Below are 24,022 nucleotides of genomic sequence, written 5' to 3'. Positions count from 1 at the left end.
AATGTGTTGATATACAATGATTAAATTCAATCATGACTACTTCCCGGTATTAAGTCCCTCTCATTGGTTCGAAAAACAGTTTTTGCCTATACTTGTCAAATCGGTAACTTCATTTGTCTGTCTCTTCTAAAATTTAATATGAGTACAAACTTATCTTTTCTGCGTCTTCCTTGAAGGAAGATAAGGGAGTTTAGTTTTTATTTATATAATGAAGAAATGACAAATATAAGATTGCTTTTGATTGGCTGTTGCCTGTTTTTATTGAGTGCGTGTGGAAAAAAAACGGTGAATATCGTAGTACCTCCGGAGGCTTCGATACGTATGAACTTCGGTGTGCAGCAACTACAGGAAACGTTGGAAAAAGAGGGATATCGGGTACTCTTATCCGGAATTGAGGATACCTTGACAGAAGCTGACAGGATTATTTTTCTGAATCAGGCTTGTGATTCTACGTTGAGAAAAGAGGGATTTTTGATTACAACAGAGGGAAACAGGACAATGGTTCGGGGGAATGATGGAAACGGAGTGATTTATGCCTGTCGTGAGTTGATAGATCATATTAACGAGAAAAAGAACCTGGACTTTCCTGCTTTCTGTCAAGATGCGCCGGAGATGGTACTTCGGGGAGCTTGTATCGGTTTACAGAAAACTACTTATTTACCCGGACATGGTGTATATGAATATCCTTATACTCCGGAAAACTTTCCTTGGTTTTATGATAAACAGGCATGGATACGCTATTTAGACATGTTAGTGGAGAATCGTATGAATTCACTTTACCTTTGGAATGGGCATCCTTTTGCTTCACTGGTGAGGTTGGAAGAGTATCCTTTTGCTTTGGAAGTAGATGAAGAAACTTTTAAGAAAAACGAAGAGATTTTTTCTTTCCTGACAGAAGAGGCGGATAAACGTGGTATTTTCGTCATTCAAATGTTCTATAATATTCTTCTATCCAAACCATTTGCCGATCATTACGGGCTTAAAACTCAGGATCGTAATCGACCGATTACTCCGCTTATCAGTGATTATACACGTAAATCGATCGCAGCTTTTATTGAGAAATATCCGAACGTGGGTCTGCTTGTCTGTCTTGGGGAGGCTATGGATACTTATGAAGATGACGTGGAATGGTTTACACAAACCATTATTCCCGGAGTAAAGGATGGTTTGAAGGCGTTGGGACGTACTGACGAACCTCCTTTGTTACTGCGTGCACACGATACGGATTGCAAAATGGTGATGGATGCTGCTTTGCCGCTATATAAGAATCTTTATACAATGCACAAATATAACGGTGAGTCTCTCACCACTTATGAGCCACGTGGCCCTTGGTCGAAAATCCATCAGGATCTGAGTTCATTGGGTAGCATTCATATCAGTAATGTACATATTTTAGCTAACTTGGAACCATTTCGGTGGGGCTCTCCCGATTTTATACAGAAAGCGGTTCAGGCTATGCACGATGTACATGGGGCAAATGCTCTACATCTTTATCCTCAAGCATCTTATTGGGATTGGCCTTATACAGCTGATAAACTACCTGATGGTAAACGTGAGCTACAGCTTGATCGGGATTGGATCTGGTATAAAGCATGGGCACGTTATGCTTGGAACTGTCGCCGTGACCGTTCGGATGAAATCTTATATTGGAATGCACGGTTGGGGGATTATTATGGCATGGATGCTTCAGTTGCTGCCAATGTCCGCGTGGCATATGAGGAATCGGGCGAGATCGCTCCTAAGTTGTTACGTCGTTTTGGAATAACGGAAGGTAACCGGCAGACCTTGTTGTTGGGAATGTTTATGAGTCAGTTGGTTAACCCATATAAATATACTATTTATCCCGGATTTTACGAGAGTTGCGGACCGGAAGGTGAGAAATTGATAGAATACGTGGAGAAAGAATGGAAAAGACAACCGCATGTAGGTGAATTGCCTTTGGATATAGTGCAACAAGTGATTGAACATGGTGATCGTGCGGTGGCTGCCGTAGATGCCGCCGGAGAAAAAGTGACAAGAAACAAGGATGAATTCGAACGGCTACGTAATGATATGCATTGTTATCGGGAATTTGCCTATGCTTTTCACTTTAAGGTAAAAGCGGCCAAGTTAGTACTCGATTATCAATGGGGTAAGAATATGAAGGATCTTGAGGAGGCTGTTCCGTTAATGGAACAGAGCCTTGAGCATTACCGCAAGCTGGCAGATCTTACCAAAGAGCATTATTACTATGCGAATAGCATGCAGACAGCTCAACGTCGTATTCCTATCGGAGGTGATGATGGGCATAACAAGACATGGGGAGAATTGTTGGTACATTATGAAAAAGAGTTGGAGAACTTCAAGTCCAATATTGCTTTGTTGAAAGAACAAAAAGAAGGGAATGCAATCAAAAAGGGGGCTGATATCACTCCTTTGAGTCCTGCGGACGTGAAATTATTGAAGAATTATCCGACAGTGAAACTGACTAAAGGTGCTGTATTGTATTCTGATTTTCCGAATTCAAAAATAGATGCCATTGCACCGGAACTGGAGGGAATGACTGCCTTCTGCCTGAATGCAGAAAACCAGCGTCAGGAAGGGACGGCTATCGAGTTTACTTCTGATGATGCGGTTAATCTACTGGTAGGTTATTTCCGTGATGATCAAAAAAAGTATGCTAAAGCACCGAAACTGGAAACGGATGCATCTGCCAATGATTATGGACAAGCCGAGCCCAAATTGACAAATGCCATTCGCATAAAAGGTATGCCTTTGGCAAATGTACACAGTTATCATTTTCCTGCCGGTACTCATAAGTTGCTCTTACCGAAAGGGTATACTTTGGTTTTAGGATTTACAGATCAATCCGTTACTCCACGTAATGCGGCTCTTGCCGGAGCAGAGGAGACAATGGACTGGATGTTTTATTAATGGATGATTCTTACTCAATGCAGTTGAATATGAGAAAAGCAGCGCTTATTGCCGGATTATCCCTTTTTGCCGGTTCGCTTTTTGCACAGTCACCATACGAGGTGTCGCAAGAGCGTATGGAGGAGATTTATGAGGAGGTGAAAACACCTTATAAATATGGGTTGGCTGTTGTTCCGCAAAATAATGATTATAAGATAGATTGCCCGACGGTATTTCGCAAGGGCAATAAATGGTATATGACCTATGTCGTGTACAACGGAAAGGGGGCGACGGACGGAAGAGGGTATGAAACCTGGATAGCGGAAAGTCCGAATCTGCTTGAGTGGCATACATTAGGGCGTATACTTTCTTTCCGTGAGAATACTTGGGATTGTAATCAGCGGGGAGGATTTCCGGCATTATCCGATATGGAATGGGGAGGAAGCTACACGCTGCAATCTTATAAAGGCAAGTATTGGATGACTTATATCGGTGGAGAAGGTATCGGGTATGAGGCTATTACCGCTCCTCTTCATATCGGTTTGGCATGGACGGATCAGGATATTGCTACTGCTCACGAATGGAAATCTGCCGATGAGCCGATTGTGAGCATACATGATAAAGACGCTCAATGGTGGGAGAAACTTACAGAGTACAAAAGTACGGTTTATTGGGATAAAGACCGGACGTTAGGGGCACCCTTTGTTATGTTTTACAATGCGGGAGGGCGACACCCCGATACAGGATTGAAAGGCGAACGTGTTGGAATTGCTTTATCCAAAGACATGAAACACTGGAAACGATATGGGGGCAATCCGGTCTTTGCACACGAGAGTGATGGTACAATTACGGGAGATGCCCATATTCAGAAAATGGGGGATGTATATGTAATGTTTTATTTTTCCGCCTTTCATCCGGAACGCAGGTATAAGGCGTTCAATACGTTTGCTGCGAGTTATGACTTGGTGCATTGGACAGATTGGAAAGGGGCGGATTTGGTGATTCCAAGCAAGGAGTATGACGAGATGTTTGCACATAAAAGCTATGTGATAAAACACAATGGGGTAGTTTATCATTTCTATTGTGCGGTTAATAATAGTGAGCAGCGGGGGATTGCCATTGCCACCAGTAAACCGATGGGGCGTTCGGCCGTACGTTTCCCGCAACCGGATATAAAGGGCAGGCGCCAGATAACCGAGTTGTCCGGTCATTGGAAAACTTGGTTGGACTCTTCCGGACCGGAGTCTTCCATTGCCGTATCCGTTCCTCATAATTGGGATGATTATTACGGTTACAGGCAACTGACACATGGTAATCTTCATGGTACGGCTATGTATCAGAATGAATTTGTATATCAAAAGCAGGATGGAAAGAGATATTTTCTGCGTTTGGAAGGTGTAGGGACGTATGCTACTATTGTTTTCAATAAGAAGGAGCTGGGACGATATCCGGTAGGTCGTACGACACTGACTCTGGATGTGACCGATGCCTTGATAGACGGAACCAATAAACTGGAGTTGAAAGTAGAGCATCCGGAGATGATTTCTGACATGCCTTGGGTATGTGGTGGATGTTCTTCGGAATGGGGGTTTAGTGAAGGTTCCCAGCCTTTCGGTATCTTCCGTCCGGTTATTTTGGAAGCTACAGATGAAATACGCATCGAACCTTTTGGCGTTCACATCTGGAATGACGATCAGGCGGCTACGGTTTACATAGATACCGAAGTGAAAAATTACGGGGAACGGACAGAGACTGTAGAACTTGTCAGTAAGTTGAGTAATGATGACGGACGACAGGTTTTCCGTTTGGTAGAAGAGGTTACTTTGGCTCCCGGAGAGACAAAAACGGTTCGTCAGTCTTCGTCCGTTGAGAATCCGGTTTTATGGAGTACGGAGAATCCGTATCTTTATAAGTTGACCAGTATGATAAAGCGTGATATGAAAACCGCCGATAAGATAAAAACGACCGATGAGGTGGTTACTCCTTTCGGAATTCGCACACTTAGCTGGCCGGTGAAACGTAAAGATGGAGACGGACGTTTCTTTCTGAACGGTACTCCGGTTTTTATCAATGGGGTATGCGAATATGAACATCAGTTCGGGCAAAGCCACGCATTCAGTCGTGAGCAGGTGGCTGCCCGCGCCAAACAGATACGGGCTGCCGGCTTTAATGCATTCAGAGATGCCCATCAACCCCATCATCTCGATTATCAGACGTATTGGGATAAGGAGGGGATCTTGTTCTGGACGCAATTCTCTGCACATGTCTGGTATGATACGCCTGAATTTCGGGATAATTTCAAGAAATTGCTCCGGCAGTGGGTGAAGGAACGGCGTAATTCTCCGTCGGTCGTCATGTGGGGATTGCAGAATGAGAGTACTTTGCCGCGTGAATTTGCGGAGGAATGTGCCGCTATTATTCGGGAAATGGACCCGACCGCGCACCATATGCGGATCATTACGACCTGCAACGGAGGAGAAGGAACTGATTGGAATGTGGTGCAGAATTGGAGCGGAACTTATGGAGGAGATGTGGAGCGTTACGGTGAGGAGCTTTCCCGTCCCAATCAATTATTGAATGGTGAATATGGCGCCTGGAGAAGTATCGGGCTGCATACAGAGCCGGCAGCCTTTGATCCGAAAGGTGTTTGGAGCGAGAGCCGGATGTGCCGGTTGATGGAAATTAAGATTCGGGAGGCAGAACGTGTGCGGGACAGCGTATGCGGACAATTCCAGTGGATTTACAGTAGCCATGATAATCCAGGGCGGCGTCAGCCGGACGAGGGTTACCGGATCATCGACAAGGTGGGGCCATTCAATTACAAAGGACTGGTTACTCCTTGGGAAGAACCTTTGGATATTTATTATCTGTATAAAGCCAATTATGTACCGGCTGCTAAAGAGCCGATGGTATATCTCGTTTCGCATACATGGCCCGACCGTTTTATCAACGGGCGGCGGCGTGCCACCATCGAAGCATACAGTAATTGTGACAGTGTTTTACTTTACAATGATGCCGGTGATGCTGTCTTTCTCGGACGCAAAATAAATCATGGGAAGGGGACACATTTCATGTGGGAAAACCGGGATATCCGCTATAACGTTCTTCGTGCCGTGGGCTATTACAAAGGGAAACCGGTAACGGAAGATGTCCTTTTATTAAACGGATTGGAGCAAGCGCCATCGTTTGAGAATCTTTATCACGAGGTAACTCCTGTTATGCAAGACGTGCAAGGAGAAAAGGATTACACTTATATTTATCGTATTAATTGCGGAGGAGATGCTTATGTAGACAGTTACGGACAACGATGGGCACAGGATAACTCCACCTTTTCCCATTCATGGGCAGAAGCGTTCGATGGTTTGAATCCCTATCTTGCCAGCCAAAGGACGACACATGATCCGATACGTGGTACGCGGGATTGGCCTTTGTTCCAAAGTTTTCGTTTCGGACGGCACAAATTGAATTATGAGTTTCCGTTAGCAGATGGGGTTTACCGGGTAGAATTGTATTTCACCGAACCTTGGCACGGTACGGGAGGGAGTGCGGCGACCGATTGTGAAGGTCTCCGTATATTTGATGTGGCGATCAATGATTCGGTTGTTATGGATGATTTGGATATCTGGGCAGAGAGCGGACATGATACTGCACTGAAAAAGGTAGTGTATGTCCCAGTAAAAGGTGGGAAGATGATCATCTCTTTTCCCGAAGTAAAAGCCGGGCAGGCATTGATTTCGGCTATTGCCATTGCCCGTCAGGGAAAATTTGAAGTTCAGGAAATGCCGGAGGCCACTGCTTTCTCTTGGAAAGACTTTGACAGGGATGTTGTGGAAAAAACACCGGCGGAACTTTTGCCCGAAGACAAGAATGCACGTGTCGGGGTGATTTATGAAGCGGAAGCGGCCCTGTTGAAAGGAAAATATGTGAAGAAGCAACATCGGAACCAGACCGGTATCTTTTTTGGTAAAGGAGACCGGAATAGCATCGAGTGGAATATATCTACCGGTCTGGCACAGGTTTATGCCCTGCGTTTTAAATATATGAACAGCAGTAGTGTTCCCGTCAAAGTGAGGCTGCGCTTTATAGATTCAAAAGGGGTGGTATTGAAAGATGACATACTGACTTTTCCTGATACCCCTGAAAAGTGGCGTATGATGAGTACTACTACCGGAACTTATATCAACGCCGGACAGTATAGAGTGGTTCTAACTTCCGACGGGATGGAGGGATTGGCTTTTGATGCCTTAGAGGTACAGTAATTTGAAGATACGATCATATAGTAAGATAAAGAATCGATGAGAAGGATATTAATAGGTATATTTTGTTGTGTCGCTGCCGGCTTGTCGGCTCAAGTGGGAGTACCCGATTGGGAGAACCATCAAGTATTACACATCAACCGGGAACCGGCACGGGCAGCTTTCTTTCCTTATGGGGAACATGTCGGAGACCGTAGGCTTTGTCTGGACGGATCGTGGAAATTTCGCTGGACTCCTATGCCGGAGGAACGCATTCCTGACTTCTATCGGACAGATTATGACGACTCCCGTTGGGTGGAGTTTCCCGTACCTGCCAATTGGGAAGTTAATGGTTATGGCACTCCTATCTATGTTTCTGCCGGTTATCCGTTTAAAATCGACCCGCCTCGTGTGACGAGTGAACCGAAGGCGGAGTATACAACTTTTAAAGAGCGTAATCCGGTAGGTCAGTACAGACGTACCTTTACATTGCCTGCCGGTTGGGAGAAGACCGGACAAACTTTCTTGCGTTTTGAGGGGGTAATGAGTGCTTTTTATGTATGGATTAACGGGCAGTTGGCAGGGTATAGCGAGGGAAGCATGGAACCGAGTGAGTTCAATATCACTTCTTGTTTAAATGCCGGAACGAATCAGATAGCTGTGGAAGTTTATCGTTATAGTGACGGTTCCTATCTGGAAGATCAGGATTTCTGGCGCTTCGGAGGAATTCACCGGAGTATATATGTGATACATACTCCCGATATCCGCATTCGTGATTATGTGGTGCGCACGCTGCCCGATTCCGTTTACCGGGATTTTACGATACAGATTGATCCCCGGTTAAGTGTCTACCGGGCGGAGTCTGGAAAGGGATACACTCTGCAAGCTATTTTAACGGATACGGATGGCACTTCATTGGCGCAATTATCTTGCTCTGCCGAAGAAGTTCTGGACTTGGAACACAAAGCTTCCCGTATGAATGAATGGTTTCCCCAACGTGGACCTCGTAAAATGGGGAGAATGACGACGGTTATAAAGAATCCGAAACAATGGACTGCCGAGACTCCGTCTCTTTATTCTCTTCATCTCTCCTTGCAGGACAGCACCGGACGTATTGTGGAGCAAATATGCCAGCCCGTCGGCTTTCGCAGTGTCGAAGTACGGGATGGGCAGATGCTGGTAAATGGCCGGCCGATTCGTTTCCGTGGAGTCAACCGCCATGAGCATGATCCGCGTTTGGGTCGGGTAATGACGGAAGAACGCATGCTACAGGATATTTTGTTGATGAAGCAAGGAAATGTGAATGCGGTTCGTACCAGCCATTATCCGAATGTGAGTCGTTGGTATGAATTATGCGATAGTTTGGGACTTTATGTTATGGATGAGGCGAATATAGAGGAGCATGGTTTGCGTGGTACTCTGGCGAGCGCTTCCGATTGGCATGCTGCTTTTATGGATCGTGCCGTCCGGATGGCGGAACGGGATAAGAACCATCCTTGCATAGTGGTTTGGAGTATGGGTAATGAAAGTGGATATGGGCCTAATTTCGCTGCAATTTCTGCTTGGCTTCATGATTTCGATCCTACTCGTCCTGTTCATTATGAAGGGGCACAAGGGGTGAACGGGCGCCCCGATCCGGAGACGGTCGATATGATCAGCCGTTTCTATACTCGTGTGAAACAGGAATACTTGAATCCCGGAATTCCGGAAGGGGCTGACGAGGAACGTGCTGAGAATGCCCGTTGGGAACGCTTGCTCGAGATAGCCGAACGGACGAATGATGTACGTCCGGTACTGACCAGTGAATATGCTCATGCGATGGGTAATGCTTTGGGAAACTTTCAGGAGTATTGGGATGAGATATATAGTCATCCCCGTATGTTGGGGGGCTTTATTTGGGATTGGGTCGATCAAGGTTTGTATAAATCACTTCCCGGTGGTGGAGAGATGATTGCTTATGGAGGAGATTTTGGTGATCGGCCTAATTTGAAAGCGTTTTGTTTCAACGGTATCTTGCGTAGTGAACGGGAGACTACGCCCAAGTATTGGGAAATGAAAAAAGTATATGCTCCCATACAGATGCAACTTCAGGAAGACACGTTAAGATTGACTAACCGCAACCATCATATCGGTCTGGAAGGCTATCGTTGCCTGTGGACACTTACTGTGGACGGCCGGTCGGAGAAGACGGGAGAATTGGAAATGCCGCAAGTGCTTCCCGGAATGACCGGAGTGATAAACTTGTCGGAAGTGATTGGGAAAAGAAGAAAGAATCGTGCGGATATCCGTCTTTGGATAAGGATTATTCTGAAAGAAGACCTGCCTTGGGCCAAGGCAGGACATGAAGTTGCCGCCGAACAATTCTGCCTTCAAGAAGGGGAAGAAAAGGGAGAAGGAGAAGAGATGGGAGATGGGAGATGCAGTGTGACGGCGCAGCAACTTTCAACTTTCAACTCTCAACTTTCAACTGAAGGGGGCTTGTTGACGGTTAAAAGCGGGGGTTGCATGGTACAGTGGCGTTTGCGGGATGGATGTATGATGCAGTTGCAGTTCGATTCATTTCCGGTATTGGGAGATTCGTGTCTGTTTCCATCTGTTCCTGCTGTTCAGATATTTCGTGCACCGACCGATAATGATAAAAGTTTCGGTAATTGGCTGGCTAAAGATTGGCAGAATAATCGACTCGATGCTCCCGATTACGATACGAGACCTCTGAAGTGGCGGCAATTGTCTGACGGAACGATACAGGTCACTTCTGGTTGTACTGTCCGGTGTCTTTCCGGAAGCATTGTCACGGAGCTGCTGTATACGATTACCGGTGACGGCCAGCTTGAGATAGAAGCAGTTTTCCGTCCCGAGGGAGTATTGCCTGAACTTCCCCGTTTGGGTATTGTCTTGCCAATCCGTTCCGGTCTGGATCACTTCACTTGGTATGGCCGTGGCCCTTGGGAGAATTATCCCGATCGCAAGGCTTCTTGTTTCGTGGGTTTATGGAGTGGTAAAGTGAGTGAGCAATATACGCATTATCCGCGACCGCAGGATAGCGGAAATAAAGAAGACGTACGTTTTCTGGAACTGACGGACGATTATGGAAAAGGAATCCGGGTAGAGGCGGTAGGGAAGACTTTTTCCGCATCTGCCTTACACTATACGGTAAATGATATCTATCGGGCTACACATGATTATCAGTTACAGGAACGTCCGGATGTTATTCTCAGTCTGGATGCTGCTGTGTTGGGCTTAGGGAATAGCAGTTGCGGGCCGGGAGTACTTAAGCGATATGCTATCGAGAAAAAAGAACATCGGTTGAAAGTGATTCTTAAAAAGACTCAACAGGCCTCTCCACAACAGGCCTCTCCCCAGACGGCCTCTCCCCAACCCTCTCCATGGGAGAGGGGGCAAAGTTAGTTTTGCAACTGATTGATAAAACATAGTATCTTTCTTCTCCTTCTCCTACGGAGGGGACCGGAGAAAGGCTTTTAAATTGATAAGACATGAATAAATTATTATTTTTCAGACAAAAGGGCAGAAGAACAGAAGAACAAAAGGACAAAAGAGCCAATAAGCTGCCCATGCCAATAAAGGTTATGCAAGAAATATGCTCTTTTGTTCTTCTGTCTAAAACAGATTCAAAACTAACTTTGCCCCCTCTCCCACGGAGAGGGTTGGGGAGAGGCCGTCTGGGGAGAGGCCTGTCGACATTCATTTGTGCATTTACACTGATCTCGATAGGCGCACATGCCCAGTCCTCAGTGAATACGGAACGCCGGTATTTGTCGGGAAAAGGGTGTGATGATATGGTAGAATGGGATTTCTATTGTACCGGAGGTAATAATTCCGGTCGATGGACGAAGATAGGTGTGCCTTCTTGCTGGGAGTTGCAGGGTTTCGGTACTTACCAATATGGGATGCGCTTTTATGGCAAGGCATTTCCGGAAGGGATTGCCGATGAAAAAGGGATGTATAAGTACGAGTTTTATCTGCCTGCTGCTTGGAATGGGAAACAAATCGAACTGGTGTTTGAGGCTTCTATGACGGATACGGAAGTCAAAATTAACGGTCGCAAAGCAGGCGAGATACATCAGGGAGGTTTCTATCGTTTTACTTATGATGTGAGCGACCGGATTTTCTTCGGTGATACGAAAAATCTTCTGGAGGTGACAGTAAGTAAAGAGAGTAGTAACGCCGGAGTGAATTTAGCGGAACGTCGTGCCGACTACTGGAATTTCGGTGGTCTGTACCGTCCGGTTTTCATCGTGGCCAAGCCCGCACAGAATATCAGTAGGGTAGCCATTGATGCACAGGCTGATGGCAGTTTTACAGCCGGATGTTATCTGAACAAGACATTGGAAGGTGCCCGGATAAAGACGGTGATCACCGATCGCCATGGGAAGAAAATAGCAGAAGCCACTTCTTCCGTACGTACAGGAAGCGATTATGCAATTGTCCGCCTGCATGCCGACTCTCCCGATCTCTGGACTGCCGAGACCCCTAATCTGTATACTGCCCGTTTCATCTTGTCGGGCAGAGGGGGTGAAGTGCTTCATGAAGAGGTGCAAAAGTTTGGTTTCCGCACTATCGAAACCCGTGAAAGTGACGGGTTGTATATTAATGGAGTGCGGGTAAATATCCGTGGTGTCAACCGCCATAGTTTTCGTCCCGAAAGCGGACGTACCTTGAGCAAGGTAAAAAACATAGAAGATGTACTGTTAATAAAAAGCATGAATATGAATGCCGTGCGGTTGAGTCATTATCCGGCCGATCCGGAATTCTTGGAGGCGTGTGACAGTTTGGGGCTGTATGTGATGAATGAGTTATCCGGTTGGCACGGCAAGCACGAAACGGTGGTAGGGCAGAAGTTGGTGCGTGAAATGGTGATTCGCGATGTGAATCATCCTTCTGTTATCTGGTGGAGCAACGGCAATGAAAAAGGATGGAATACGGAGTTGGACGGAGAGTTTCATAAATATGACCCGCAACGGCGGCCGGTATTGCATCCGCAAGGTAATTTCGGAGGATACGAAACGATGCATTACCGTTCTTACGGTGAGAGCCAGAATTATATGCGCCTGCCCGAACTTTTTATGCCTACCGAGTTCCTTCACGGCTTGTATGACGGTGGTGCAGGCGCCGGACTGTATGATTATTGGGAGATGATGCGGAAACATCCGCGTTGTGTAGGTGGTTTTATCTGGGTTTTAGCCGATGAAGGAGTGAAACGGACGGATAAGAACGGTTTTATCGACAACGTGGGAAACTTTGGTGCTGATGGCATCGTAGGCCCGCATCACGAGAAGGAGGGGAGTTATTACACCGTCCGGCAAGTGTGGTGTCCTGTACAGGTGATGAATCGACACATCGATGCTACTTTTGATGGCAAGCTGCAAGTAGAAAACCGCTATGATTTTCTGAATCTGAACAGTTGCCGGTTTGCTTACCGTTACGTCCAGTTGCCCACTGCCGAAGATACAGGAATGGAGATGAAGGTTCTTGAACAAGGAGAAGTCCGTGGTGGTGATATTCCTGCTCATGAAACGGGTGAGGTCCGTATTCCTGCTGCCGTACGTGGAGCAAATGCATTGATGCTTACGATTACGGATACTTTTGGGCGTGAACTGTTTACTTATAGTTATCGATTGGAAGAGGTTCCTTGCCCGGTGCCGGCAATGGGGGCAGTTCCATCAAGAGAAGAAACGGTGGACGATTTGATGATCCATGCAGGCGGCAAGGTATTTGTTTTCAGTAAGCGTGACGGACGGTTGAAGTATGTCCGGATAGGTGAACGTACGATTCATTTGGGGAATGGGCCGCGTTTCATAGCTGCCCGGCGTGCCGACCGTTCATTGGATCAGTTCTATAACCATGACGATCCGGATGCAGAAAAGAAAAAGACAACTTATTCCACTTTCGAGGATACCGGCCGGTTCTGCGGATTTGATGTCGAGGAAGCGGACGGAAAGATTACGGTAACTGCCGGCTATCGGTTGGGAAATTTCGATAAAGCAGTCTGGGTAATAACACCGGACGGCAGGGTTTCTCTTGATTTCCATTACAATTTCAGTGGTGTGGTCGATTTGATGGGAGTCATGTTCGATTATCCCGAAGAGCTGGTTTTAAGTAAACGTTGGGTGGGCGACGGTCCGTATCGTGTGTGGCAGAACCGCTTGCATGGCCCGCAATTGGGTGTTTGGGAGAATGAGTACAACGATCCTGTCCCCGGAGAGAGTTTTGTTTATCCGGAATTCAAGGGGTATTTCGCTCATGTGCAATGGATGAGTTTGCATACGCAGGAAGGGGTAATACGTATCTGGAATCGTACGCCTGATAGTTATATCGGGGTTTATCAACCTCGTGACGGACGCGATGCCTTACTCTATACGTTGCCGGGCACCGGTATCAGTGTGATGAAAGTGATTCCTCCCGTACGCAATAAGGTGAATACGACTGATCTTGTCGGTCCGTCATCACAACCGAAATGGGTGGATGGGGAGCAGAAAGGAAGTATCATTCTCTGCTTTGAATAATCTTATTGGAGTTTTACAAGTTTGCTATGCTAATTTCAAAGGGGATGTCAAAACTCCCCTTTTATCGAAATCACCCTCGTTACAACTGCCTGTAGCGAGAGTGATTTTTAGTTTATGAGAGTTTTGATACATTTACCCTCTTTGCGAAAAGGTGCTTTCCTGTTCTTTATGCACCGTACATACGGTTTCCGGGTACCGTGCATACCACTTGTCAGCACCGTGCTCACGGTGGATGAGCACCCTGCTTACGGACGATAAGCACCGTGCTTAAGGAACCGGTAAGGCCCTTCTCCTCGTATCGCTGATGAACAGGGCATTTGAGCAAAAAGGTGAAGATAGTGGAAGGGGATAAATTTGATGGGAATAAGGGATCATATGTGGGAAAGATGAGTATTTTGGAAGACTGAGTACAAAAAGCAGATCCGTGCGTCTTTCTTTCAAAGAACAGACTCATTACCCTATGAAATATTATAGTAAAAGCTTTTTATTACTGCTTTTCTTGTTTTTGCAGTTTCCTCAATGGACGGTAGCACAGTCGGATGCTACCTTACGTAACCGCTTTCTCTCTCCGCCGGAAGATGCTGATTCCTGGTGTTTCTGGTACTGGATGTATGGTGCCGTGTCTCGAGAAGGCATCACGGCCGATCTGGAAGCAATGAAGCAGGTCGGATTGGGAGGCGCCTATCTCATGCCGATCAAGGATACGGAACAGGGAAAAGAATTTAATGGGACTGTACGGCAACTCTCCCCACAGTGGTGGGAAATGCTGCGTTTCAGTATGCAGGAAGCCGATCGGTTAGGATTAAAACTCGGTATGCATATTTGCGATGGTTTTGCACTTGCCGGAGGCCCTTGGATCACTCCGCAAGAGTCGATGCAGAAGGTGGTATGGAGCGACACCATTGTTTCCGGAGGGCAGATTAGGAGTTTACAATTACCTCGTCCTGAGGCTTACCAGGATTATTATCAGGACATTGCCTTACTGGCCTTACCGGTTGGAAGATCGGAACCTGATATTCCAAATATCACTACCAGCCCTCTGATAAACACGGCGGACGGTTTTTTCCGTGCCAATGCTTCGGACGTTGCCGCATGGATGCCGCTTCATCCCGATACGGCATGGATACAATATGAATATTCACGGCCGTTTACTTGTCGCAATATAGAAGTGGTGCTTACCGGCAATAATTATCAAGCCCACCGGTTAAAGCTGTTTGTCAGTGACAACGGGACTGATTTCCGGTTCGTAAAGCAATTCACGCCCGCCCGCCAGGGATGGCAGAACACTGATGAAAACTCGACTCATGCCCTTCCTCCTGTGACGGCACGATATTTTCGCTTTACTTGGAGTCCGGAGGGGACCGAACCGGGCAGCGAAGACATGGATGCCGCCAAATGGAAACCGAATCTCAAAATCAAAGAATTACGCCTGCACGACGGGCCGCGTCTTAACCAGTGGGAAGGAAAGGCGGGCTTGGTATGGCGGGTTGCATCCGCTACCACTGAAACCGAACTGCCCCAAAAGGATTGTCTGCACCGGCAGGATATCATCGACTTGACTGGATACATGAACTCTGGAGTCCTCACCGCCGCTACTTTGCCTGCCGGACGGTGGAAGCTGCTTCGGATGGGACACACTTCCACCGGGCATACCAATGCTACCGGTGGAGCCGCCCGTGGGTTGGAATGCGATAAATTCAATCCGCAGGCAGTGAAGAAGCAATTCGACCATTGGTTTGGGCGTACTTTCACCGAAGTTGGAGATGAATTGGCCCGTAAGGTATTAAAATACATGCATGTCGATAGTTGGGAATGCGGAAGCCAGAACTGGAGCGTCTCCTTTCCCGATGAATTTCAGAAGCGTCGCGGATATCGCCTGTCTGATTGGCTTCCTCTGTTTGCCGGTATACCGTTGGAAAGTGCGGAAGAGAGTGAACGCGTTCTGCGTGACGTACGTATAACCATAGCCGAACTGGTAAAAGATGTTTTCTATGAAACATTGGCTACTTGTGCCCGGGAATATGATTGTCGCTTTTCTGCCGAGTGTGTGGCTCCCACAATGGTTAGTGACGGGATGCTACACTATCAGAAAGTCGATTACCCGATGGGGGAGTTTTGGTTCAATAGCCCTACCCACGACAAACCGAATGACATGCTCGATGCCATCAGTGGAGCGCATGTCTATGGCAAGAACATTATCCAGGCTGAAGGATTTACACAAGTGAGGGGCACATGGAACGAGCATCCGGCCCTTCTGAAACCCTTGCTCGACCGTAATTATGCATTAGGTATCAACCGCCTGTTTTTTCACGTATATGTGCACAATCCGTGGCTCGATCGTCGTCCCGGAATGACTTTGGATGGTATCGGATTTTTCTTCCAGCGCGATCAGACTTGGTGGGAAAAGGGGGCGAAAGCCTTTGTCGATTATACCCGGCGTTGCCAGGCCCTGTTGCAATATGGGCATCCGGTGGTAGACATCGCTGTGTTTACGGGTGAAGAGATACCGCGTCGTGCCGTTCTACCCGAACGTCTGGTACCTTCTCTGCCGGGGCTTTTCGGAAGTCGGCGGGTAGAGAGCGAAAAAAACAGGCTCGCTAATATCGGTCAACCGCTTCGTACTATCGTCGGCGTTACCCATTCCGCCAATATGGCCGATCCCGAAAATTGGGTCAATCCATTGCGTGGCTATGCCTATGATTCTTTCAATAAAGATGCTCTGCTGTGTTTGGCTTCGGTTGATAAGGGTCGGATTTGCCTGCCCGGTGGCGCTTCTTATAAAGTATTAGTCCTGCCGTTGCCGCGTCCGATGGATCCGGACGGGTTGCCTTTATCTACAGAGGTTCAGGCCAAAGTCGACGAGTGGCGGAAGGCCGGTATAATAATTCCCGAATTGCCTTACCGCTTCGAGGATTTTGCCGCTTATGGGCTGGAACGCGATGTCATCGTACCCGAAGATATAGCTTGGACGCATCGCAAAGGCCCCGAAGCCGAGATTTATTTCCTGTCTAACCAACGGGGGGAAGAACGTCATTTTACAGCATCTTTGAGAGGAATAAAAGAAGTGCAACCTGAATGTTGGAATCCGGTGTCGGGTGAGATGTATAAAGCACGCTCTTGGAAATGTAAGGACGGGCGTACATCCGTTGAACTTACTTTGGCAGCCGGTGAGTCTGTATTTATAGTCTGTTATTTCAAGGCGGATCAGAAGAACGAAACTATTGTACCGGAATTGCCAACAGACTTATCGAAAGAGGCATCAACCGAACTGTCATCGGAGTTATCATCTGAGTTATCGGAAGAGACAGATATCCTGCCGCTTCGCTTTAAAAAGCCTTGGTCTGTCTATTTTGCCGGTTTGAATAAAACGATCCGTCGGGATACGCTTTTTGATTGGACCGATGAGCAGGATCACTCCATCCGTTATTATTCGGGTAGGGCTGTTTATACGAATACCTTCAATTGGACAGATGACAGAAAGATGCCGGTGGCGTATCTTCGTTTAGGACGGGTTGAGAACATAGCTGTAATAAAAGTCAATGGAGTGGAATGTGGTACTGCATGGACTGCTCCTTATCAGGTAGAGGTGACTGCCGCTTTGCGGAAAGGCAAAAATACGCTGGAGATAGAAATCATCAACACTTGGGCCAATGCCATTAGAGGTATGGATCGTGGAGAACCCCCTTTTAACGGTATATGGACCAATGCACGGTATCGTCTGGACGGAACAGAACTTGTACCGGCCGGCTTATTCGGACCTTTGGAAATGAGGCTTTCAGTCTCTCCCTAACCGGCCTCTCCCCAGCCCTCTCCGTGGGAGAGGGGGCAAAGTTTATTTTGTAATTGATTAATAACCATAGTATCTCTCTTCTCCCTCTCCTCCGGAGAGGGCTGGGGAGAGGCTTTTAGACATGAAAAGAAGAATAACAACAATTAGTCTTGCCCTTATGGGCCTTTGCGGAGCCTTTACACAAGCAAAAGTGCAATTACCGGCTTTTTTCTCCGATGGTATGGTCATGCAACAACAAGCCACCGCCAATCTCTGGGGAACAGCTACCCCAAGAAAAACTGTTACATTGACTACCGGTTGGGACGGAAAGACATACCGTGCCACTGCTGATACTCAGGGAAAGTGGAATATGTCAGTGACTACCCCGCCGGCAGGTGGACCTTATTCTTTGACATTCTCTGATGGAGAATTAACCGTGCTGAATAATATTTTGATAGGAGAACTATGGATATGTAGCGGACAGAGCAATATGGAAATGCCGATGAAGGGATATAAAAATCAACCCATCGAAGGGGCTGATATGGATATTTTGCGTAGTACCAACCCTTCTTTGAGATTATTTACAGTGAAACGGCACTCTACCCTGCTTCCGCAGTATGATGTTACCGGTACGTGGAACGAAGCTATGCCTACTACTGTGCGTGAATTTAGCGCGACTGCCTATTATTTCGGGCGGCTGTTGAATGAACTTTTGGATGTCCCTGTGGGGCTTATCGTTACTGCGTGGGGAGGATCGGCTGCCGAAGCATGGATGACGGAGGAGATGTTGCGTGCCTTCCCCGAAGTTAGGATTCCCCGTACTGATGCCGATATTACCTCTCCAAACCGTACACCTACCACCCTTTACAATGGTATGTTGCATCCGCTCATCGGTATCACTATGCGTGGTGTCATCTGGTATCAGGGAGAAGACAATACGAATCGTCCCCATTCCTATGCCGATATGTTTACCACTCTGATCAATGGCTGGCGTGCTGCGTGGCAACAGGGAGATTTTCCTTTTTATTATTGTCAGATTGCTCCTTACGATTATGCCTTGATCACCGCACCCGGACAGGAACCGGTACAGTCGGCACTCATTCGCGAAGCGCAGTCGCAGGTAGAGCATCGCGTTCCTCATACCGGTATGGCCGTTTTGCTCGATGCTGGCATGGAGAAAGGTATTCATCCTGCCAAAAAAAGACTGGCCGGCGAACGTTTGGGCTTATTAGCATTAACTAAGACCTACGGCATCGAAGGTGTCAATGGCGAAAGCCCTTATTATAAATCAATGGAGATACAGGGAGATACGGTGATTGTTAGTTTTGAACGGGCGGATATGTGGATATCCGGAAAGGAGTGCTTCGAATCGAAACTGTTTTCCGTAGCCGGTGAAGACCGGATTTTCCATCCGGCAAAAGCATGGATCGTCCGCAGTAAAATGTATGTGAGAAGTGAGAAGGTTCCTCATCCTGTGGCTGTACGTTATGCCTTCGATAATTATGTAGAAGGAGACCTGTTTTGCGGAGGATTACCTTTATCTTCTTTTCGGTCGGATAACTGGTAACCTATGAAGAGATTTTTTTTGATTGTGTTTGGTTGGATGATTGGCATGTCCGTTCAGGTGAGTGGGCATGCCGGTCTCATTTGGAGAACACCCAGTACCGACTCATCCGCTTCCATGCCTTGTGGAGGTGGGGACATTGGTATGAATGTGTGGGTAGAGGATGGAGATGTCTTGTTTTATATCAGTCGGAGTGGTACTTTCGACGAGCATAATTGCTTGTTGAAACAAGGGCGTATCCGCCTGCGCTTATCACCCAATCCTTTCTTAAACGTAGAAAATTTCCGGCAAGAGCTCAAACTGGAAGACGGTTATGTAGAGATCGCCGCCGGCAAGACTGTGATACAACTCTGGGCAGATGTATATCATCCGGTAATTCATCTGGAAATAAATAGTAGCATAGCCTGCCAAGCTGAACTGTATTATGAGAATTGGCGTCATCGTGACCGGGTGATCCGTAAAGGAGAAGGGCAACAGAACTCCTATAAATGGACCACTCCGAAAGGTCAGGTAACGACAGCCGATTCCATCTCTGTAACCAGTAATCACCTTGTCTTTTTTCATCAGAATCCATCAAAGACCGTCTTTGACTATACCGTGTCGCAGCAAGGTTTGGATGGCGTGAAGACTTTGCTGATGAACCCTTTGAGTAATCTTGTTTCCGGTGGTGTCCTCCGAGCCGAAGGTTATACTTATGCCGGAACTATCGATGGGGTGTATGCCGGGACGGATTATCGTGCCTGGCTTTTTCAGACAATAAAGCCGATGAAACATCAAAAGGTACACATTGCTTTGCATACGGAGCAAACTACTGATTTGGAAAAATGGTTGCAAAATGCAAAGCGGACGCTTGCTGCCGTAGACATTACGAAGGATAAGAAGCGGACACGTCTTTGGTGGCAGGAGTTCTGGCAGCGTAGCTTTATCCGTTCAGATGAAGTACAGGCAAGCGTATGGGCGCGTAACTATACCCTTTTCCGTTACATGTTAGGATGCAATGCCTATGGTGATTATCCTACCAAATTCAATGGCGGGTTATTTACATTCGACCCTTGTCTGGTAGATTCCACTCTGGCTTTTACTCCCGATTTCCGTAAATGGGGAGGCGGAACGATGACAGCACAGAACCAGCGTCTGGTTTATTGGCCGATGTTAAAGAGCGGAGATCTGGATATGATGACCTCTCAATTTGACTTTTATAACCGGATGCTCCGTAATGCAGAACTTCGGAGTTTGATCTATTGGCAACATGCAGGTGCCTGTTTTGCCGAACAGATCGAGAACTACGGTTTGCCTAATCCGGCGGAGTATGGAACAAAACGTCCTGATTATTTTGATAAGGGGGTAGAGTATAATGCTTGGCTGGAATACGAATGGGATACAGTACTCGAATTCTGTCAAATGATTCTGGAAACAAGGAATTACCGGAAAGTTGATATAACAGCTTATCTGCCATTGATAGAGAGTACTCTTACTTTCTTCGAAGAACATTATCGTTATCTGGCCACTCGTAGAGGGGCCAAAGCATTGGATGGAGAGGGACATTTGATTCTTTTTCCCGGTTCGGCCTGTGAGACTTATAAAATGACAAACAACGCCTCAAGCACGATTGCCGCTCTTCGTACCGTACTTGAGGCGTATGGTAAGAAGCCTGAAATGCTCTCCATCATTCCTCCATTGCCTTTTCGTACCTTGGAGGGAAAGCAGATGATTTCGCCCGCCAAAACTTGGGAACGTATCAATAATGTGGAAACTCCCCAACTCTATCCGGTATTTCCTTGGCGTATTTACGGAGTGGCACGGAAGGATTTGGAGATTGCCCGTAATACATATCTCTATGATCCGGATGCACTTCGTTTCCGTTCTCATGTAGGGTGGAAGCAAGACAATATTTGGGCAGCTTGTTTAGGTTTAACCGATGAGGCCGTCCGTTTATCCGCTCTTAAACTGGCCGATGGTCCTTTTCGCTTTCCCGCTTTCTGGGGCCCCGGATACGACTGGGCTCCCGATCATAACTGGGGAGGAAGTGGAATGATCGGCTTACAGGAAATGCTGTTGCAGGCGGTTGGAGAGAAAATACATCTTTTTCCTGCTTGGCCTATAGAATGGAATGTACATTTCAAACTGCATGCTCCCGGAAATACAACCGTGGAGGCCGAACTGAAAGATGGGGAATTAGTGGGTTTGACAGTAATTCCCGAAGAACGGCGGAAAGATATTGAATTACCGGAATTTACATCCCATAAGGTCGATAATTAGACGATTTATAAGTTTAACAGTTAGGGTTAGGTTAGATGATCTATATAAGATTAACAATTAAATAGTTCCTAAGATTAACAATTGGATGATCTATAAGTTTAACGATTATTAGATGACCCATAAAATTTAAAACGCCATGATAAAGAATTTCTTACTATCTATTTTTTTATTACTTATTCCTTCTTGTTTCTGGGGGAATACTGCTTATCGTCCCCAAGTTTCCGTAGCTGGCTTTATCCCATTGTCCGGCAGCGGAAGAGATATTTATAATTTTAATCCCGGATGGCGTTATTATAAAGGAGATATGGAAAGAGCGGAAACGGTAGAATTGGATGATTCGGATTGGGAAGTGGTTGCTACTCCACACTCAGTAGAGCTAATGCCTGCCGAAGCCAGCGGTTGTCGCAATTATCAAGGTCCTGTTTGGTATCGGAAATGGTTTGTAATTCCTGCTGCTACTCGTGGGAAACAGGTTTTTATCCATTTTGAAGCGGTGATGGGTAAACAAAAAGTCTATTTAAACGGCCATTTGGTAAAAGAACATTTGGGAGGTTATCTTCCTTTCAATATCGATTTGACTGCGAATGGGATACAGGCAGGCGATTCTTGCTTAATAGCAGTGATGGCGGATAATAGCGATGATAAAAGTTACCCGCCGGGCAAACGTCAGTATACGTTGGATTTTTCATATCATGGAGGTATTTATCGGGATGTGTGGATGATTGCTAAATCTGATGTATCTATAACTGATGCAGTGGACGCCGGAAAAGTGGCTGGTGGTGGAGTGTTTATTCACTATGGTCGCATTAGTGAGAAAAAGGCTGATATTCTTATTGATACCGAAGTTCGAAACAACGGTAAACGGCAGAGAAAAGTGGAGGTAGAATCATCGTTGGTCGATGCAACGGGTACATTGATAAAGCGTGTAGTTGCTATGGTACATCTTGATGCCGGGCAGTCGAAGACTGTCAACCAAAAGATAGAAGTCCGTCAGCCGCATTTATGGTCACCCGATTCTCCTTATCTGTATCGCGTGGAATCGAGAGTGAAGGAGGGCAAAAATACGTTGGACGGTGGAATTACCCGTGCCGGTATTCGGAAAGCGGAATTTAAAGGGAAAGAAGGTTTTTGGCTGAATGGAAAACCTTTCGGGCAATTGATCGGTGCCAATAGGCATCAGGATTTTGCTTATGTCGGAAATGCTCTGCCGAACTCCGGTCAATGGCGGGATGCCAAAAAATTGCGTGATGCCGGTTGCCGGATTATCCGTGTCGCACATTATCCGCAAGACCCTTCATTTATGGATGCATGCGATGAATTGGGAATGTTTGTTATCGTTGCGACACCGGGTTGGCAATATTGGAATAAGGAACCGGAGTTTGCCCGTTTGGTACATGAGAATACCCGGCAGATGATCCGGCGTGACCGGAATCATGCTTGTGTATTAATGTGGGAGCCTATTCTGAATGAGACTCGTTATCCGTTGGATTTTGCGTTGGAAGCTTTACGAATAACCAAAGAGGAATATCCTTATCCGGGACGTCCGGTAGCTGCAGCAGATGTACATTCCGCCGGTGTAGAGGAAAATTATGACGTGGTATATGGATGGCCTGGCGATGATGAGAAAACGGATTCTCCTGAGCAATGCATATTTACTCGTGAATACGGAGAGAATGTAGACGACTGGTATGCCCATAATAACAACAATCGTGCCAGCCGTAGTTGGGGAGAACGCCCCTTGTTGGTGCAGGCACTCTCGTTGGCCAAGAGTTATGACGAGATGTATCGTACCACCGGAAAGTTTATAGGTGGAGCACAGTGGCATCCTTTCGATCATCAACGCGGTTATCACCCTGATCCTTATTGGGGAGGTATATTCGATGCTTTCCGTCAGCCTAAATATGCTTATCATATGTATCGTAGTCAAACGGCTCCCGATTTAAATCATCCTTTGGCGGAGTGTGGTCCGGTAGTATATATAGCACATGAAATGTCGCAGTTTTCAGATGCCGATGTGGTAGTATTTAGCAACTGCGATTCTGTTCGTCTTTCTGTTTATGATGGAACTAAAAGTTGGACTCTGCCGGTAATTCATGCAAAAGGGCATATGCCGAATGCTCCGGTTGTGTTTAAGAATGTGTGGAACTTTTGGGAAGCACGGGATTATAGTTATGTGCAAAAGAAGTGGCAGAAAGTAAATATATTGGCCGAAGGCATTATAAACGGGAAAGTAGTTTGTGCGCAAAAGAAAATGCCTTCCCGGCGTTCAACCAAACTTCGTTTAAGAATTGATTCTCAAGGGGTACCTTTAGTGGCCGATGGGTCTGATTTTGTAGTCGTTATTGCCGAAGTAACGGATGATAACGGAAATGTGAGGCGTTTGGCAAAAGAAAATATCGTGTTTACGATAGAAGGTGAAGGAGAAATCATAGGAGATAGGTCTATAAATGCCAACCCGCGAACTGTTGAATTCGGAACAGCTCCTGTGTTGGTACGCTCAACAAGTAAAGCAGGTAAGATTCGAATCAAAGCACATGTACAGTTTGAAGGAACACATGCACCAACTCCTGCTGAAATAGAATTTGAGAGTGTAGATCCGGAACTTCCTTCGTGTTATATAGAGCAACGTATGGTTCCTAAGAGTAACGTGAATCCTGTGAATAATACCCGGAAAACAGTTTTGACGGAAGAAGAAAAACGGCATTTACTAATGGAAGTAGAGAAACAACAGACCGAATTTGGTGTTAATTCTGAAAAATGATGTGGAAATATGGATTGA

The 24,022-nt window shown here is 46.5% G+C and carries 8 protein-coding genes; all 8 read left to right on the top strand.

The window, feature by feature from the left end:
* Positions 1 to 216 precede the first annotated feature (216 nt).
* The 8 genes from HMPREF1532_RS04835 (at position 217) to HMPREF1532_RS04800 (ending at position 24,004) form a co-directional block, all read left to right on the top strand.
* On the top strand, positions 217 to 2,913 hold the full coding sequence (locus HMPREF1532_RS04835; RefSeq protein ID WP_005925624.1) for an alpha-d-galacturonidase: 2,697 nt from the start codon (positions 217 to 219) through the stop codon (positions 2,911 to 2,913).
* A gap of 29 nt (positions 2,914 to 2,942) precedes the next feature.
* Entirely contained in the window at positions 2,943 to 7,151 is a 4,209-nt protein-coding gene (locus tag HMPREF1532_RS04830) for a beta-d-glucuronidase/beta-L-arabinofuranosidase (protein WP_025818952.1), read from the top strand.
* A gap of 36 nt (positions 7,152 to 7,187) precedes the next feature.
* A complete protein-coding gene (locus HMPREF1532_RS04825) occupies positions 7,188 to 10,535 on the top strand; it encodes a glycoside hydrolase family 2 TIM barrel-domain containing protein (protein WP_005925618.1) in 3,348 nt (1,115 codons plus the stop codon).
* 179 nt (positions 10,536 to 10,714) lie between these two features.
* A complete protein-coding gene (locus tag HMPREF1532_RS04820; RefSeq protein WP_005925615.1) occupies positions 10,715 to 13,651 on the top strand; it encodes a glycoside hydrolase family 2 protein in 2,937 nt (978 codons plus the stop codon).
* Between the two features lie 460 nt (positions 13,652 to 14,111).
* Positions 14,112 to 17,441, top strand: coding sequence for a glycosyl hydrolase (locus HMPREF1532_RS04815; protein ID WP_053253371.1), 3,330 nt, complete (start codon positions 14,112 to 14,114; stop codon positions 17,439 to 17,441).
* Between the two features lie 157 nt (positions 17,442 to 17,598).
* Complete coding sequence (locus HMPREF1532_RS04810; protein WP_005925609.1) at positions 17,599 to 18,987, top strand: sialate O-acetylesterase; 1,389 nt, start codon at positions 17,599 to 17,601, stop codon at positions 18,985 to 18,987.
* A gap of 3 nt (positions 18,988 to 18,990) precedes the next feature.
* The gene (locus HMPREF1532_RS04805; protein WP_005925606.1) at positions 18,991 to 21,243 is read left to right on the top strand and encodes a DUF5703 domain-containing protein; all 2,253 of its coding nucleotides are present in this window, start codon (positions 18,991 to 18,993) and stop codon (positions 21,241 to 21,243) included.
* Between the two features lie 136 nt (positions 21,244 to 21,379).
* A complete protein-coding gene (locus tag HMPREF1532_RS04800) occupies positions 21,380 to 24,004 on the top strand; it encodes a glycoside hydrolase family 2 protein (RefSeq protein ID WP_005925603.1) in 2,625 nt (874 codons plus the stop codon).
* Positions 24,005 to 24,022 lie beyond the last annotated feature (18 nt).

Source organism: Bacteroides salyersiae WAL 10018 = DSM 18765 = JCM 12988, assembly GCF_000381365.1.
GTDB classification, from domain to species: Bacteria; Bacteroidota; Bacteroidia; order Bacteroidales; family Bacteroidaceae; genus Bacteroides; species Bacteroides salyersiae.
The sequence above is the reverse complement of the archived record's forward strand: the minus strand, read 5'-3'. Positions and strand labels throughout refer to the sequence as shown.

Excerpts from the sequence above, each read along its gene's own strand:
- HMPREF1532_RS04835 (WP_005925624.1), top strand. The coding sequence starts at position 217 with ATGACAAATATAAGATTGCTTTTGATTGGCTGTTGCCTGTTTTTATTG.
- HMPREF1532_RS04830 (WP_025818952.1), top strand. The coding sequence starts at position 2,943 with ATGAGAAAAGCAGCGCTTATTGCCGGATTATCCCTTTTTGCCGGTTCG.
- HMPREF1532_RS04825 (WP_005925618.1), top strand. The coding sequence starts at position 7,188 with ATGAGAAGGATATTAATAGGTATATTTTGTTGTGTCGCTGCCGGCTTG.
- HMPREF1532_RS04820 (WP_005925615.1), top strand. The coding sequence starts at position 10,715 with ATGCAAGAAATATGCTCTTTTGTTCTTCTGTCTAAAACAGATTCAAAA.
- HMPREF1532_RS04815 (WP_053253371.1), top strand. The coding sequence starts at position 14,112 with ATGAAATATTATAGTAAAAGCTTTTTATTACTGCTTTTCTTGTTTTTG.
- HMPREF1532_RS04810 (WP_005925609.1), top strand. The coding sequence starts at position 17,599 with ATGGGCCTTTGCGGAGCCTTTACACAAGCAAAAGTGCAATTACCGGCT.
- HMPREF1532_RS04805 (WP_005925606.1), top strand. The coding sequence starts at position 18,991 with ATGAAGAGATTTTTTTTGATTGTGTTTGGTTGGATGATTGGCATGTCC.
- HMPREF1532_RS04800 (WP_005925603.1), top strand. The coding sequence starts at position 21,380 with ATGATAAAGAATTTCTTACTATCTATTTTTTTATTACTTATTCCTTCT.